This window comes from uncultured Pseudomonas sp. (assembly GCF_913777995.1).
Classification (GTDB): Bacteria; Pseudomonadota; Gammaproteobacteria; order Pseudomonadales; family Pseudomonadaceae; genus Aquipseudomonas.
Genome location: NZ_CAJYVE010000024.1, coordinates 1 through 14,056, shown reverse-complemented (window position 1 = coordinate 14,056; position 14,056 = coordinate 1). Strand labels below are relative to the sequence as shown.

Here is a 14,056-nt window from a genome sequence, read left to right as displayed (position 1 = left end):
GAGACCGGGAGCGGCATTAGCCGCAATACGGGTCAGTTAGCCCGGGTGGGAGCGGCTTTAGCCGCAATACTGGTCAGTTCAGCCCGTGGGAGCGAGCTTGCTCGCGATGGCTGCGTCACGTTCACAGCAGATGCATGAGGTTTGCCGGCCTCTTCGCGAGCAAGCTCGCTCCAACAAAAGCCGAAGAGCGCCTAACTGACCAGTATTGGCTTTAGCCGCGAAGCGACCGCCTGTTCACGACAGATGCAGTGAATTTCCTGGCGCTTTCGCGGCTAAAGCCGCTCCCACCGGGCCTCCTGCAGATGCAGTGATGTTCAGGGCGCTTTCGCGGCAAAGCCGCTCCCGCCGGACGTGCTCCCGGAGGCCGGGAGCATTCAGGTGCCTCAACCGCCCAGATAGGCTTCGCGCACTTTCGGGTCGACCAGCAGCTGTTCACCAGAACCCTGCATCACCACCCGGCCGTTTTCCAGCACATAGGCACGGTCGGCGATCTTCAGCGCCTGGTTGGCATTCTGTTCGACCAGGAACACGGTCACGCCATCGCGGCGCAGCTGTTCGATGATGTCGAAGATCTGCTGGATGATGATCGGTGCCAGGCCCAGGGACGGCTCGTCGAGCAGCAGCAGCTTGGGCTTGCTCATCAGTGCACGACCGATGGCGAGCATCTGCTGCTCGCCGCCGGACATGGTGCCGCCGCGCTGGCTGAAGCGTTCCTTCAGGCGCGGGAACAGGTGCAGGACCTTGTCCATCTGCTCCTGGTAGTCGCCCTTGTCGGTGAAGAATCCGCCCATGGCGAGGTTTTCCTCGACGGTGAGGCGGGCGAACACGCGGCGGCCTTCAGGCACCACCGCGATGCTCTTGCGCATGATCACCGAGGACTCCTGGCCGACCAGTTCCTCGCCCAGGTAGCGGATGCTGCCGCTGTGCGCGCGTGGCGAGCCGCACAGGGTCATCAGCAGGGTGGACTTGCCCGCGCCGTTGGCGCCGATCAGGGTGACGATTTCGCCCTGGCGCACCTCGACGTTGACGCTGTGCAGCGCCTGGATCTTGCCGTAGAAGGTGGAAACGTTCTCGAACTGCAGCATTTACGCTTCCCCCAGGTAGGCTTTGATGACGTCGGGATTGTCGCGGATCTCCTGGGGAGTGCCGTTGGCCAGGGGGGTGCCCTGGTTTATCACGAAGATGTGGTCGGAAATGCTCATGACCAGCTTCATGTCGTGCTCGATCAGCAGCACGGTGGCGTTATGGTCGTTGCGCAGTACGCCGATCAGCGCCTTGAGGTCTTCGGTTTCCCGCGGGTTGAGGCCGGCGGCCGGCTCGTCGAGCATCAGGATGCGCGGACGGGTCATCATGCAGCGGGCGATTTCCAGGCGACGCTGCTGACCGTAGGCCAGCGTGCCAGCGGGGCGGTTGGCGAATTCACGCAGGTTCACCGCTTCCAGCCAGTATTCGGCGTATTCCATGGCCTCGCGTTCGCTGCGGCGGAACCCCGGAGTCTTGAACAGCCCCGACAGGAAGTTGGTGTTCAGGTGCCGGTGCTGGGCGACCAGCAGGTTTTCCACGGCGGTCATTTCCTTGAACAGCCGCACGTTCTGGAAGGTGCGCACCACGCCCTTGCGGGCGATCTGGTGGCCGGCCAGGCCCTGGATCTCTTCGCCATCGAGCACGATGGTGCCGGAGGTCGGCTTGTAGAAGCCGGTCAGGCAGTTGAACACGGTGGTCTTGCCGGCGCCGTTGGGGCCGATGATCGACACCACCTGTTTTTCATTGACGTTCAGGGCTACGCCGTTGACGGCCAGCAGGCCGCCGAAACGCATGGACAGCCCCGAGGCTTGCAGTATGGGTCGGCTCATTTGCCCGGCTCCGCTTTCAATTTCATTTCGGGGCGTTGCATCGGCAGGAAGCCTTGAGGACGCCAGACCATCATCAGCACCATCATGGCGCCGAACATCAACATGCGGTATTCGCTGAACTCACGCATCAACTCCGGCAGCAGGATCATCACGATGGCCGCGAGGATCACGCCCAGCTGCGAGCCCATGCCGCCCAGCACCACGATGGCGAGGATGATCGCCGACTCGATGAAGGTGAACGACTCGGGGGTGATCAGGCCCTGGCGAGCGGCGAAGAAGCTGCCGGCGAAACCGGCGAAGGCGGCGCCCAGGGTGAAGGCCGAGAGTTTGATCACGGTCGGGTTCAGGCCCAGTGCGCGGCAGGCGATCTCGTCTTCGCGCAGGGCTTCCCAGGCACGGCCGATCGGCATGCGCAGCAGGCGGTTGATGACGAACAGCGCCAGCAGCACCAGCAGCAGGGCGACCAGGTAGAGGAAGATCACCTTGTTGATCGAGTTGTACGGCAGGCCGAAGAACTCGTGGAAGGTCTGCATGCCCTCGGCGGCCTTGCGTTCGAAGGTCAGGCCGAAGAAGGTCGGTTTCTCGATGTTGCTGATGCCGTTCGGGCCGCCGGTGAGGTCGGTCATGTTGCGCAGCAGCAAACGAATGATCTCGCCGAAGCCGAGGGTCACGATGGCCAGGTAGTCACCACGCAGGCGCAGCACCGGGAAACCCAGCAGGAAGCCGAAGAAGGCGGCCATCAGGCCGGCGATCGGCAGGCAGATCCAGAAGCCCAGGCCGAAGTAGTGCGACAACAGCGCGTAGCTGTAGGCGCCCACGGCGTAGAACCCCACGTAGCCGAGGTCGAGCAGGCCGGCCAGGCCGACCACGATGTTCAGGCCCAGGCCCAGCAGTACGTAGATGAGGATCAGCGTGGCGATGTCCACTGCACCGCGCGAGCCCATGAAGGGCCAAACGAGGGCGACCAGCACCATGGCCAGGATGATCCAGCGCTGGGTGCTCGGCAGGGTCAGGAAGGTCCCGGCCTTGGGCGACAGGCCTGGCAGGCGTGGCGAGGAACGCCAGGCGGCGGAGATCTGCTCGCTGAACAGCACGCGCAGGAACATGGCTACGGCGCAGCCGAGGATGATCGCGATGGTCGAGCTGCTGGCGTTGAGAACCGCCAGGTTGACGCCGACGATCTCCAGCTTCAGGCCCAGTACCGGGTAGGCCACGGCCAGCACCAGCAGGGCGCTGAAAAAGGCCGATTTGAGATTCTTGCTCATACTTTTTCAACCTCCGGGCGGCCCAGCAGGCCGGTCGGCCGGAACAACAACACCAGAACCAGCAGGCTGAACGCCACGACGTCCTTGTACTGGTCGCCGAACACGTCTGCACCGAACGCCTCGGCCACGCCGAGCACCAGGCCACCGAGCATGGCGCCCGGAATGCTGCCGATGCCGCCGAGTACCGCGGCGGTGAACGCCTTGATGCCGACCAGAAAGCCGGCGTTGGGGTTGATGACCCCGTACTGCATGCTCAGCAGTACTGCGGCCACGGCGGCCAGCGCGGCGCCGATCACGAAGGTGAGGGCGATGATGTTGTTGGTGTTGATACCCAGCAGGTTGGCCATCTTGATGTCTTCGGCACAGGCGCGGCAGGCGCGGCCCAGGCGGGAGCGGGAGATGAACCAGGTCAGGCCGAGCATGGTGATCAGGGTGACGATGAAGATCAGCACCTGCATGTAGGAAATGACCACTTCATGGGTACTGGCCGAACCGAACACGAAATTGCCCGGAATCAGGTTGGGAATCGACTTGTCCTTGGAGTCTTGCGACAACAGCACGGTGTTCTGCAGGAACAGCGACATGCCGATGGCGGAGATCAGCGGGATCAGGCGGTTGCTGCCGCGCAGTGGCCGGTAGGCGACCCGCTCGATGCTGTAGCCGTAGGCGCTGGTGACCACGATGCTGGCCACGAAGGCCGCCGTGATGATCAGCGGCAGACTGCCCAGGCCCAGCATGGTCAGCCCGGCGATGGCGATGAACGCCACGTAGGAACCGATCATGTACACCTCGCCGTGGGCGAAGTTGATCATGCCGATGATGCCGTAGACCATCGTGTAGCCGATGGCGATCAAGGCGTAGGTGCTGCCAATGGTCATGCCATTAACCAGCTGTTGTAGAAAGTGATAGATGTCTATCTCGGGCATTACAGCGCTCCTGAAAACCTGCACGACGGCTCACTGGCCAAACGTTTCCCCGTTGCGCGTCGTGGTGTTGCTCCCGCGTTGACGCAAATCCAGTGAAAGGGGGCCGGCATGGTTTCGAGTGGTTCAGACAGACGGGCCCTTTTGAAGCCCGAGCGTCTCGTAAAACAAAGCCCACTGCGATTGCAGTGGGCTTTGGGTGTTCATCGAAGGCGTGAAATCACTTCACGGGGGCTTCGGTCTTGGTGCCGTCTTTGTGCCAGGTGTAGACCACGAACTTGAAGTCCTTCAGGTCGCCCTTGTCATCGAAGGCCAGGTTGCCGGTCGGGGTCTTGAAGGTGTTGGCGCGCATGGCTTCTGCAACCTTGGCGGTGTCTTCGCTCTTGGCCTTGGTGATGGCTTCGGCGATGACTTCCACGGCGGCGTAGGACGGGAATACGAACGGACCGCTCGGGTCTTCGTTCTTGGCCTTGAACGCATCGACCAGGGCCTTGTTGGCCGGATCCTGGTCGAAGGAGGCAGGCAGGGTCACCAGCAGGCCTTCGGACGCGTCCTGGGCGATCTGCGAGATGGAGGCGTTACCCACGCCCTCCGGACCCATGAAGCCGGCCTTCAGGCCCTTTTCCTTGGCCTGGCGCAGGATCAGGCCCAGCTCAGGGTGGTAGCCGCCGTAGTAGACGAAGTCGACGTTGGCTTGCTTCATCTTGGCGATCAGCGAAGAGAAGTCCTTGTCGCCGGCGTTGATACCTTCGAACAGGCCGACTTTCACGCCGTCTTTCTCGAGGGTCTGCTTGACGGCGGTGGCGATGCCTTCACCGTACTGCTGCTTGTCGTGGATGACCGCGACGACTTTCGGCTTGACCTGCTTGGCGATGTAGTTACCGGCGGCAGGGCCCTGGGCGCTGTCCAGGCCGATGGTGCGGAACACCAGCTTGTAGCCACGGGCGGTCAGGTCTGGGCTGGTGGCCGCCGGGGTGACCATCAGGATGCCTTCGTCTTCGTACACGTCCGAAGCCGGCTGGGCGGAGCTGGAGCACAGGTGACCGATGACGAACTTCACGCCATCGTTGACGATCTTGTTGGCAACGGCGACCGCTTGCTTGGGATCGCAGGCGTCATCGTATTCGACGGCTTCGAGCTTCTTGCCGTCCACGCCACCCTTGGCATTGATCTGTTCGATGGCCATTTTCGCGCCGCTGAACTGCATGTCGCCGTACTGGGCGACCGCACCGGTCTTGGGACCGGCGATGCCGATCTTGATGGTGTCGGCGGCGAAGGAATGGCTGGCTGCACCGGCCAGTACCAGTGCGGCGAACAGCTTGGACAGCTTGTTGGTTCCCTTGATCATGAGTGCTCCACTCTTGCGTTGTAGTTTTTATAATCCCGACGGCCATTGCCGCAGGACCGGATGACGAACCCGGTCTGCCTTCCGCCAACTGTACCGGCACAGTCTAGAGCGCCGCTGGATCGCTTGAAAAGCTGGCGGTTCAAGGCAAAACCGATGGATGTCGCCTGATCGACAGAAACTTACAGAATTTCGCTGTAGTTTTTTCATCCGACCCGTCCTGGATCGAAGGCTGCACGATCATTTTTGTTACCAAGGCTCCCGTCGCGTTGTTTCACTACACAGGGCGGGCCAAGCCGTCATGTGCAGGGAAAACCCGCTGCAAACCGCGTCAGGCGCCATGTTTGCGGGTTGTCTCCGGGGGAGTCGACGTTATCATTGCGCCGATTTTTCCATTCGGTGAAACCCATGAAGCAAGAACCAAGCACCCTCTATGCCAAACTGCTCGGCGAAACGGCGGTAATTCCCTGGCAGCAATTGCAACCATTCTTTGCAAAGGGTGCCCTCTTGTGGGTCGCTCCCGAGCTGGATCTGATCGCCGTGGCCGAAGCCGTTGCCGAGAACGACACCGCGCGGGTTTCCGCCTGGATGGCCGCCGAGCAGGTTGCCAAAGTCTCTGAATCAAGGGCTCTGGCGTTCTACGAAGCGGATGCACAGCTGTGGGCGGTGGTCGTCGCGCCCTGGATTCTGATCCAGGACAGGGCGTCGCACTGATTCGTGATTCATTTTGGTGCGAAGCGATGCGCCGAACTGGACAGCCAGCTTCCATTTCGTGGCGCGAAGAGTAGCAAAAGGCTACTGCGCCAGCCACGCGGTCGCCGTCAATCCGACCAGCGCGTACGCTTGGTGCGCACGGGGTGGCTGCGCGAGTAGTGTTCCCGGCTGGCGGGAAGGTCCTTGAACAGATCCAGCGAGCGCGGGATGTCCACTTCCTGCCGGCGTGATTCGAGCATCACCGAGGCTGGCCACAGGCTGGCCGGCTCACGTTCGTTCATCTGCTTGATCAGCGGCAGCAGTTGCGCCAGGGGCAGCGGCTTGCTGAACAGGTAGCCCTGCACGTAGTCCGAGGCGTACTGGCTGAGGAAGTCCAGTTGTGCCGGGGTCTCCACACCCTCGGTGACGACTCGCAGGTGCAGGGTATGGGCCATGACGATGATCGCGTGGACGATCTCCATGTCGCGGGACGACTTGGGTACGTCTTGGATGAACGAGCGGTCGATCTTCAAGGTGTCCAGCGGCAGGTGCTTGAGGTAGGCCAGGGATGAATAGCCCGTGCCGAAGTCGTCGATGGACAGCGATACCCCCAGGCTGCGGATGTGCTTGAGCAGCACGATGGTATTACTGATGTTGCCCATCAGGGCGTTCTCCGTGACTTCCAGCTCCAGGCGGCTGGGGTCGACGTCAGCCTGTTCCAGGGCGTCCTTGACCTCATCGGCCAGCTCCTCGCGGGACAGGTTCAGGGCCGAGCAGTTGACCGCGATGACCAGTTCGTCGAAACCGTCCAGGCGCAGCGCACCCAGGTCCTTGCAGGCACGGCGCAACACCCAGTTGTCCAGCTCGGCGATCAGGCCGTTGGCCTCGGCGATGCCGATGAAACGGTCCGGACCGAGCAGGCCGTGTTCGGGGTGTTCCCAGCGCACCAGAGCCTCGAGCTTGGCCACGTGGCCGGTGCGCAGGTCGATGATCGGCTGGTAGAACACCTGCAGCCCGGTTTCTTCGCGCAGCGCGTTGCGCAGTTCCTCTTCCAGATGCAGTTCCAGGCTGGCGCGGGTCTTGAGTGCCGGGCTGAAGAAGGTGACACGGTTGCGACCATTGCCCTTGGACTGGTACAGCGCCAGGTCGGCATTTTTCAACAGCTCTTCGCTGGTTTCGCCGTCACGCGGGAACACCGCGATGCCGATGCTGGTAGTCATCACCATGCGTCGGCCGCTCAGGGCGATGGGTTCCTTCATCTTCTGCATGACCCGGTGCGCCAGGTGCCGGGCTTCTTCGTAATGCGGCACGCTGATCAGGATGCAGAACTCGTCGCCGCCGAAGCGTGACACCACGTCCTGCACACGGGTGGCGCTGCGGATGCGTTCGGCGATGACCTTGAGCAGTTCATCGCCGGCATCATGGCCGAGGCTGTCGTTGATGCGCTTGAAGTGGTCAATGTCCAGGAACATCACCGCCAGCATGCCGTGGCTGGTGGCGTGCTCGATGAGCTGCTCGGCAAACAGCTGGTTGAAGCCCCTGCGGTTGACCAGGTTGGTCAGCGGGTCGTAGTGGGCCACCTGTTGCAGTGACATCTGGGCCTGGTCCAGCTGGTTGAGCAGGTTGTTGACCCGCTGCAGGTCCCGCTCCTTGCCCTGCAGTTTCTTGTCGGCCATCGCCGCGCTGATACTGCCCGCGACGATCAGCAACATGATGGCGGCGATGGTCAGCCCCAACTGCTGGCTGTTCGGGGTATCGGCCAGCTGCATCTCTGCGCCTTCCGGCAGCACCAGGCTCAGGGCGTGCATGCCGGTCATGTGCATGGACATGATGCCAGCGCCCAGGAACAGGCTGATGCTGTAACGGAACATCTGATGGAACATGCCGCCGTTCTTGCGCAGCAGGCGTGGCAGGATCAACAGCGCCAGGCTGGCCAGGAAGGCGATCATGATCGACAGCGTGAACAGGTGCGGGTCGTAATACTGTGCCGCGTCCGATTGCACGGCTGCCATGCCGATGTAGTGCATGGCGCTGACCCCAAGCCCGATCAGCAGCGCGCTGACTAGGCAGTCGAGGGTGTTCAGGTGCGGTTTACCCAGGCTGCGTACGGCAACGGCACCGGCGAACATCACGAACAACAGCGAGGCCAGGGTAATGCCCATGTGGAAGGTCAGCCGCAAGGGCGCCTGGAAAGCCAGCATGCTGATGAAATGCATGGCCCACACACCACCGGCCAGGCACAGGGCGGCCAGGCACTTCCAGACACGGCGGTGGCGTGTGACTTCGACGTTGACTGCCCGTTCGGCGACGTCCATGGTGGCGTAGCAGGCAGCGCAGATCACCCCAAAGGCCAACGCGACGAGAAAGATGTTGTGGCTGCAGTCGAGCAAAATCTGCCCGGCATCGGGCGTTCCCACGAAAACATGCAAACTCGGCCAGTCCATAGCATGCCCTAAATAGATTCACTGCCAGGGTCGCCAGGGGGCTGGCAGCACCAATGGCGATTCGATTGCAGTATAGAAGCCGTCAATCACGCAACAGTTCCCAGTGCAATTAAATTGCCTCTATGGTCAGGTTTTTCGACTGGCGGTAGGGGGCTTGGTTACGAATCTTTACAGACTATGTCGAGTCGCGGCGGCAATCTCTGGCTAGGCTGACTACGACTTTCACCACCGCCCTGCGCAAGGATGCTGGGATGAACAACCCGCTCACGGCCGCCGCCACCCAGGCCAGCAACGCCTGGCGTGTGCTGTTCCTGCTGTTTCTGGCCAACCTGTTCAACTTCTTCGACCGGGCGATCCCGTCCATCGTGACCGAGCCGATCCGCAAGGAATGGCAGCTCAGCGATTTCCAATTGGGCCTGATGGGCACTGCGTTCACGTTGGTCTACGCGATTGCCGGGCTGCCGCTTGGACGCCTGGCCGACAAAGGTTCGCGCAAGACCATCATGGGCTGTGGGCTGGCCGTGTGGAGCGGGCTGACGGCCGTGAACGGCCTGGTCGGCAGCTTCTGGAGCTTCCTGCTGGTGCGCATGGGGGTCGGCATTGGCGAGGCCAGCTATGCGCCGGCGGCCAACTCGTTGATCGGCGACCTGTTCCCGGCCCAGCGTCGCGCACGGGCCATGGGCCTGTTCATGCTGGGTCTGCCGTTGGGGCTGTTGCTGGCGTTCTTCAGCATTGGTGCGATGGTCAAGGCGTTCGACAGCTGGCGCGCGCCGTTCTTCATCGCCGCCGTACCAGGGCTTGTCCTGGCGCTGTTCATGTTCTTCATTCGTGAGCCAAAGCGCGGCGCCGCGGAGAGCGTGGTGGTCAACGAAGCGCCGATCGACCAGCCGTTACGTCGCCTGCTGGGTATCGCCACGTTCCGCTGGCTGGTGCTTGCCGGGCTGGCGTACAACTTCGCCACCTATGCGTGCAACTCGTTCATGGTGCCGATGTTGCAACGCTATTTTCAGATTTCCCTGCAAGAGGCGGCGGTCGCCACTGGGGTCATCGTCGGGGTGACCGGTCTGATCGGCCTGACCGCCGGCGGCTGGATCGCCGACAAGCTGCATGAGCGCTCGCTCAACGGACGCCTGTTGTTCGCGGCCTTCAGCATGCTGGTCGCCACCCTAGCCACCGGCTATGCGCTGCATGCCGGGCTGGTGGCCATTTCCTTGTTCGTGGCGCTGTTCAGCCTGGGCTGGCTGTTCGCCTATAACTTCTACACCTGCGTGTACCCGGCAATCCAGGACGTGGTCGAGCCGCGTCTGCGGGCCACGGCCATGGCGGTGTTTTTCGCCGGGCTGTACCTGCTGGGCGGTGGCCTGGGGCCGGTGGTGGTCGGATGGTTGTCTGATCATTTCGCCGTGCAGGCCATGCAGGCGGCGGGGGCGGTCGAGATGAGCGAGGCGTTCAAGGCCGTGGGGCTGCATGGTGCCCTGTACCTGATCCCGGCGGCGCTGCTGGCGACCCTGGTGTTCCTGCTGCTGGCGACCCGCAGTTTCGGGCGCGATGCCCAAGCCATGCAGGCAAGGATGCAGGGGTGACGGCAGTACCGTCGGTTGGAGCTGATGCGAGGAGCGGCTTGCGTCGCGAAGCCGCTCCTGCAGGTGGGAGCGAAGGCGTCAGCCGGCCACCAGCACCCGGATCGCTTCCAGGCGCAGCGCTGCCTTGTCGAGCATGGCCAGGCCTTTCTCGCGCAGCTCACGCAAGGCTTCCAGCTCGCTCTCGCGCACGGTCGGGTTGACGGCGCGCAAGGCGGTCAGGCGAGCCAGCTCTTCCTCGGTATCCGCCGCCAGGCGACGCTGGGCCTCGGCCACGCGTTCGGCATGGCGTGGCGCGACCTTGGCTTCGCCGGCGTTGATCTTCGGCGTCAGCACATCGCGCTGGGCCTGGATGAACTTGTTGGCGCTGGCCTTCGGTACGCTTTCCAGCTGGTCGTTGAGGGTGTTGAAGGACACCCGGCCGGACAGGTCGTTGCCGTTGGCGTCGAGCAGGCAGCGCAGTGCCGCAGGCGGCAGGTAGCGGCCCAGCTGCAGGGCGCGGGGCGCGACCACTTCGCTGACGTAGATCAGCTCGAGCAGCACGGTGCCGGGCTTGAGGGCCTTGTTCTTGATCAGCGCCACGGCGGTGTTGCCCATCGAGCCGGACAGCACCAGATCCATGCCGCCCTGCACCATGGGGTGTTCCCAGGTGACGAACTGCATGTCTTCGCGGCTCAGCGCCTGGTTGCGGTCGTAGGTGATGGTCACGCCTTCCTCGTCGCCGAGCGGGAAGCTGGCGTCGAGCATCTTTTCGCTGGGCTTGAGGATCAGTGCGTTTTCCGAATGGTCCTCGCTGTCGATGCCGAAGGCGTCGAACAGGGTCTCCATATAGATAGGCAGGCTGAACTGGTCGTCCTGTTCGAGGATCGCTTCCACCAGTGCCTCGCCTTCACCGGCGCCGCCGGAGTTGAGTTCCAGCAGGCGGTCACGGCCGGTGTGCAACTCGCTTTCCAGACGCTCACGCTCTGCGCGCGCCTCGTCGATCAGCGCCTGCCACTGGTCGTCGTCGCCGCCTTCGAGCAGTGGTAGCAGGCGTGGGCCGAACTGATGCTGCAGGGCGTTGCCGGTCGGGCAGGTGTTGAGGAAAGCGTTGAGCGCCTCGTGGTACCACTGGAACAGCCGCGCTTGCGGGCTGGTTTCCAGGTACGGCACGTGCAGCTCGATGGTGTGCTTCTGGCCGATGCGGTCCAGACGACCGATACGCTGTTCCAGCAGGTCTGGGTGAGACGGCAGGTCGAACAGCACCAGATGATGGGCGAACTGGAAGTTGCGGCCTTCGCTGCCGATTTCCGAGCAGATCAGTACCTGGGCGCCGAACTCTTCATCGGCGAAGTAGGCGGCGGCGCGGTCGCGTTCCAGGATGCTCATGCCTTCATGGAACACCGTGGCCGGAATGCCGGAACGCACGCGCAGAGCGTCCTCCAGGTCCATGGCGGTCTCGGCGTGGGCGCAGATCACCAGGACCTTGACGCGCTTGAGCATCTTCAGGGTATCGATCAGCCATTCGACACGGGGGTCGAAGCGCCACCAGCGATGTTCTTCGTCGGTGTCGGTCTGCGCCTGGAAGCTGACTTCCGGGTAGAGGTCGGCGTGCTCGCCCAGCGGCAGCTCCATGTACTCCACCGGGTTGGGCAGCGGGTAGGGGTGCAGGTGGCGCTCCGGGAAGCCCTGTACGGCGGCGCGGGTGTTGCGGAACAGCACACGGCCGGTGCCATGGCGGTCGAGCAGTTCGCGGATCATCCGTGCCTTGGCATCGGTATCGCCGGCATTCACGGCGCTGATCAGGCTTTCGCCTTCGGCACCCAGGAAGCCACGAATGGTTTCGGTGGCGGCGGCAGACAGGCGCCCCTGGTCGAGCAGCTCTTGCACGGCTTCGGCCACCGGGCGGTAATGCTCGCTCTCGGTGCGGAACGCGGCCAGGTCATGGAAGCGGTGCGGGTCGAGCAGGCGCAGGCGGGCGAAGTGGCTGTCCTGGCCGAGCTGTTCCGGCGTGGCGGTGAGCAGCAGCACGCCCGGAATCACTTCGGCCAGCTGTTCGACCAGCGAGTACTCGCGGCTGGCCTTTTCTTCATGCCACACCAGGTGGTGGGCCTCGTCGACCACCAGCAAGTCCCAGCCGGCGGCGAACAGCGCGTCCTGGGCCTTTTCGTCCTCGACCAGCCACTCCAGGGCCACCAGGGCCAGCTGGGTGTCTTCGAAGGGGTTGCTGGCATCGCTTTCGATGAAACGCTCGCTGTCGAACAGCGTGACCTGCAGATTGAAGCGCCGGCGCATTTCCACCAGCCATTGATGCTGGAGGTTTTCCGGTACCAGGATCAGCACCCGGCTGGCGCGGCCGGAGAGCAGCTGGCGGTGGATCACCAGGCCGGCTTCGATGGTCTTGCCCAGGCCCACTTCGTCGGCCAGCAGAACCCGCGGTGCAATGCGGTCGGCCACTTCGCGGGCGATGTGCAACTGGTGAGCGATGGGTTGGGCGCGTACGCCACCCAGGCCCCAGAGCGACGACTGCAGCTGGCGGCTGGTGTGTTCGAGGGTGTTGTAGCGCAGGGCGAACCAGGGCAGGGGATCGATCTGCCCGGCGAACAGGCGGTCGGTGGCCAGGCGGAACTGGATGAAGTTGGACAGCTGGGTTTCCGGCAGGGTGACCAGTTCGTTCTGGCCGTTGAAGCCGTGGTAGACCAGCAGGCCGTCGACGTCTTCGACCTCGCGCACGGTCATCTTCCAGTTCTCGAAGTGGGTGATGACGTCACCCGGCGAGAAGCGCACGCGGGTCAGCGGTGCGTTGCGCAGAGCATACTGGCGGGTGTCGCCAGTGGCCGGATAGAGCACGGTGAGTAAGCGGCCATCCTGTGCCAGAACGGTGCCTAGTCCGAGCTCGGCTTCGCTGTCGCTGATCCAGCGTTGCCCCGGTTGATACTGCTGCGCCATTCTGCATGTCTCCGCGATGAAAAAAGCCGGCTATGGTAACGGATGCTGCTCCTCAAGGCCAAAGGCGTCACGAAAAAACAACGGGTATCCGCCCACGTTTGCGGGTATTTTGCTTCGTGAGGGCACTAACAGCTGAAAACATAGTCCAAATGTTTCAGCCAGACGGGCTCAAGACGACGAAACGGCCGCCGACCAGGTGGGGATGAGGAGGACACAACTATGCTGCAACCGATGCTTCCCCTGAGTGTGGTGCCCGTCACATCGCAGCTCGACCCTGCCAAGCGACTGCCCGAGATTCCGCCGGTGGTGCCGACCCAGCCGAGCGGCAGCGACAACAGCATCGACCTGCGCCATGACGATGCCGAACAGGCTGCCTTGCGATTGCGTGAGGAGCAGGAGCGCCAGCAACGCCAGCAGCGTGGCGAAGCCCCGCCCGAGCATGATCAGGAAGAGGGGCCGCTGGTGGTGCCAGGCGACTCGCTGAATGCCGACAACACCGTGCCGGTGGTGCCACTGATCGACAACGAGCCACGCCAGGGGCTGTGGGTGGACGTCGAGGTCTGAGGCTGCGGTTGCCAGCCAGGCCTGCCTTTGCGCATCATGCGTCTCGATACCACGTTGTCCGAGAACCGTCCGCCATGAGCGATGAAGCCAAACTGATCGATTTCGGTGCCGAGCGCGCCAAGCGCATCCACGACCTCAAGGACAAGCGCCTCGATGAAATGCGCCAGGCCTTCGAACAGGCCATGCCGCTCAACGCCAAGAAAAAATCGAAGAAGAAGCCCAAGAAGCGCTGAATCTCCTGCCTTTATTTCAATACTGATCAGTTAGACCGGGTAGGAGCGGCTTCAGCCGCGAAGCGATAGCATGTTCACAGATGCGGTGAATTTCCTGGCGTTTTCGCGGCTAAAGCCGCTCCTATGTATGGACTCGCCCCACACTGTCAACACGCTTTGCTTTAAACACTGCTGCCCGGTTGCATCTATGTATCAGGCCTATTCGAGGAAGCGCCTGGCTTCTGGCCA

General features: G+C 62.9%; 11 protein-coding genes. 4 read left to right on the top strand and 7 right to left on the bottom strand.

All coding sequences use genetic code 11. The features are described from left to right. Positions 1–383: 383 nt before the first annotated feature. The 5 genes from QZ497_RS09595 to QZ497_RS09575 all read right to left on the bottom strand — a co-directional run bounded on the left by QZ497_RS09595 (position 384) and on the right by QZ497_RS09575 (position 5,389). Positions 384–1,085 (bottom strand): ABC transporter ATP-binding protein, encoded by a 702-nt coding sequence (locus tag QZ497_RS09595; RefSeq protein ID WP_295473559.1) that lies wholly within the window; start codon positions 1,083–1,085, stop codon positions 384–386. After that, positions 1,086–1,853 carry a high-affinity branched-chain amino acid ABC transporter ATP-binding protein LivG gene (gene livG / locus QZ497_RS09590; RefSeq protein WP_295473557.1) on the bottom strand — a complete coding sequence of 256 codons (768 nt, stop codon included), beginning with the start codon at positions 1,851–1,853 and terminating at the stop codon, positions 1,086–1,088. Beyond that, positions 1,850–3,118 carry a high-affinity branched-chain amino acid ABC transporter permease LivM gene (locus tag QZ497_RS09585; RefSeq protein WP_295473554.1) on the bottom strand — a complete coding sequence of 423 codons (1,269 nt, stop codon included), beginning with the start codon at positions 3,116–3,118 and terminating at the stop codon, positions 1,850–1,852. The genes livG and QZ497_RS09585 overlap by 4 nt, the downstream gene beginning before the upstream one ends. Then, complete coding sequence (livH, locus tag QZ497_RS09580) at positions 3,115–4,044, bottom strand: high-affinity branched-chain amino acid ABC transporter permease LivH (protein WP_295473551.1); 930 nt, start codon at positions 4,042–4,044, stop codon at positions 3,115–3,117. Before livH ends, QZ497_RS09585 begins: the two co-directional genes overlap by 4 nt. Before the next feature lie 217 nt (positions 4,045–4,261). Then, positions 4,262–5,389 (bottom strand): branched-chain amino acid ABC transporter substrate-binding protein, encoded by a 1,128-nt coding sequence (locus QZ497_RS09575; RefSeq protein WP_295473548.1) that lies wholly within the window; start codon positions 5,387–5,389, stop codon positions 4,262–4,264. A 405-nt stretch (positions 5,390–5,794) separates the two neighbouring features. Here QZ497_RS09575 and QZ497_RS09570 point away from each other — a divergent pair, with 405 nt between their 5' ends. Further along, on the top strand, positions 5,795–6,100 hold the full coding sequence (locus tag QZ497_RS09570; RefSeq protein WP_295473545.1) for a DUF2288 domain-containing protein: 306 nt from the start codon (positions 5,795–5,797) through the stop codon (positions 6,098–6,100). Positions 6,101–6,207: 107 nt separating this feature from the next. On the opposite strand, the gene QZ497_RS09565 is transcribed toward QZ497_RS09570, so the two are convergent. Continuing rightward, positions 6,208–8,523, bottom strand: a complete 2,316-nt coding sequence (locus tag QZ497_RS09565) for an EAL domain-containing protein (RefSeq protein ID WP_295473542.1) — start codon at positions 8,521–8,523, stop codon at positions 6,208–6,210. A gap of 251 nt (positions 8,524–8,774) precedes the next feature. Between QZ497_RS09565 and QZ497_RS09560 the strand changes: the two genes are divergently transcribed. Continuing rightward, the gene (locus QZ497_RS09560) at positions 8,775–10,106 is read left to right on the top strand and encodes an MFS transporter (RefSeq protein WP_295473539.1); all 1,332 of its coding nucleotides are present in this window, start codon (positions 8,775–8,777) and stop codon (positions 10,104–10,106) included. 78 nt (positions 10,107–10,184) lie between these two features. Here QZ497_RS09560 and rapA read toward each other — a convergent pair whose 3' ends face one another. Next, the gene (gene rapA, locus QZ497_RS09555) at positions 10,185–13,031 is read right to left on the bottom strand and encodes an RNA polymerase-associated protein RapA (protein WP_295473537.1); all 2,847 of its coding nucleotides are present in this window, start codon (positions 13,029–13,031) and stop codon (positions 10,185–10,187) included. Positions 13,032–13,250: 219 nt separating this feature from the next. On the opposite strand from rapA, the gene QZ497_RS09550 reads away from it, so the two are divergent. Then, positions 13,251–13,595 carry an aspartate-semialdehyde dehydrogenase gene (locus QZ497_RS09550; RefSeq protein ID WP_295473534.1) on the top strand — a complete coding sequence of 115 codons (345 nt, stop codon included), beginning with the start codon at positions 13,251–13,253 and terminating at the stop codon, positions 13,593–13,595. Between the two features lie 74 nt (positions 13,596–13,669). After that, positions 13,670–13,828 carry a hypothetical protein gene (locus tag QZ497_RS09545; RefSeq protein WP_295473531.1) on the top strand — a complete coding sequence of 53 codons (159 nt, stop codon included), beginning with the start codon at positions 13,670–13,672 and terminating at the stop codon, positions 13,826–13,828. Positions 13,829–14,056 lie beyond the last annotated feature (228 nt).